Raw genomic sequence first — 2,051 nt, forward strand, 5'->3', positions numbered from 1 at the left:
CTGTGGTGAATGAAAAAGGTGTGATTAAGAGGGTCAACCTTACTCTCAATGACACGGAGCAACAACAGTTGATTCATGATATAAATACTCCCTTAATCTCTAAAGTTAGGTTTCCCAAAATATAATCGAGAACCGCTATTATGATGTATGGTCTATCAGCTTTGAATTTGACAGTCCCTAAAACGGTGAATAGCTGATTGAAAAATATAGCCCATTTTCCTGGAGCGATCGCTTTTCTCCTTCGACTGACACTAAGGGAATACCCCAATCCAAACGAGCGGAAAAATTATCACCTTGTTTCCACAACAACCCTAATCCAGTACCAACTAATGTACTCGGTGATGGATTTTTACCATTGTTATTCCAGGCTTTGCCAATTTCAAAGAAAGGTGTTAATTGTAGCACTCCTCCCATTTTTGGGGCACGGAGAATGGGTAAACGAAGTTCGCTAGATAACAACAAACCACTATCTGCCAGCAATGCATCTTGACGATAGCCACGCACGCTTAGTTGACCACCAACACCAAATTGCTCTAAGGGTAATAGGGCATCGGTTGCTACTTGTAAATCACCCTTGACTAAAAAGAGAGTATCTGGTTTTAATTGTCGTACCCATTGTGCTTGTCCTCTCCAGCTAAAAAAGCGGCTATCTGGGGCATTGTCATTGACATTTGCATCGAACCAATCTACCCCCAAGCTAAATTGCGATCGCGCTGCAAAAACTTGTTTGTTACTACGTTGGGTATAGTCTTGGGTGAAGCGCAGAGCAGATATTTTTGTCTTTCCATCCGCATCTGCACCAGGTGATAAAGGAAACCCACCAATGTTATCAAGCCCTAATTCTGTTTGACTTTCTTGACGGGAGAAAGATAGCCCCACTGCTAATTCTTTGGTTGGTGTTTGCACCAGTGGTTGTCGATAACTGAAGTCGTATGACTTACTATTGGATTGAATATCAAGGACAGTGAAGGGTTTTTCAATTACATTATTCCATCCCTGGTTATAGCTGAATGATACAGTACCATTACGGGCATTTACTGGTAGTGTATAACTGGCATTGACTGCATTGCTACCATCACTATTGGCATATCCAACACTTAGAGTATCCCCCATACCGAGTAAATTAGCTTCTTGTAGGTCAATTCCTCGACGGAAACTACCCACACTAGGCGATCGCCCATTATCTAAGGTAGTAGTTAGTTTAAAAGTGTCCGCTTCTTTAATCTCAACTTGTAAGCTATTACTTCCTGGACGCACTCCTGTTTGCAATTCGGCTGATAGGTTTTGAATACGGGGATCGAGTCGGACAAGTTGCAGCTTTTCCATTAAATGGGGCACATTCAAGGGTTTCCCTGCACCAAGTTTGATCCGCGATCTAATATATTTACTATTTAACCGCCGATTACCCACAATTTTTATTTCTTGGAGACTACCTTCCACTACCTGAATTTTAACTACCCCAGATTCTAGTGTCTGTGGTGTAATTACAGCACCTGTGGTTACATAACCTTTATCTGTGTAGAGTTTGGTGACAGCATCCTTAACTTCCAACAACTCCGCAAATGTTAATTCTCGTCCTACAAAAGGGGATGTGACAGGAATAAAATCTTTCGGCTTGAATACTGTACTACCAACAACTTCAATGCGATCGACCTTGAACTTTACATTTGGGTCATCAATTCCGGGAATTTGGGTTTCTGGTTGTGGAGGTGGAACCAGTGGTTCTTGCTGTGATGGTTGTGGTAAAATATCCGATGGTAATGGAGTTACAGGAGCGCGATCGCTTGGTAAAGAATTGGGATTAGAAGTTTGAGCGATCGCTTCTCCACAGAATCCTTGCTGATGATTGCATAGTAAAGTTGCAATAATAAAACCAAATGTGAGAGGTTTCATTTCAGTAATCATACTTAGATGATTGTTAATTATTTTTTTACAAAAAACTGAACTAATAATAAATTGTTTCACCTGACACCCTTATACAACAACACGGTATGCGTAAAACTCAGCCACTTTAGTGCTGAGATATAAGCGACACGAGCGACTTTAGTCGC

1 protein-coding gene is annotated in these 2,051 nt (G+C 41.2%); it reads right to left on the bottom strand.

Translation table 11 applies throughout. From position 1 onward, the window contains the following. Nucleotides 1-177 precede the first annotated feature (177 nt). Entirely contained in the window at nt 178-1,905 is a 1,728-nt protein-coding gene (locus tag CK510_RS29700) for a ShlB/FhaC/HecB family hemolysin secretion/activation protein (RefSeq protein WP_095725032.1), read from the bottom strand. Nucleotides 1,906-2,051 lie beyond the last annotated feature (146 nt).

It is taken from the genome of Brunnivagina elsteri CCALA 953, assembly GCF_002289455.1.
In the GTDB taxonomy this organism is placed as follows: domain Bacteria; phylum Cyanobacteriota; class Cyanobacteriia; order Cyanobacteriales; family Nostocaceae; genus Brunnivagina; species Brunnivagina elsteri.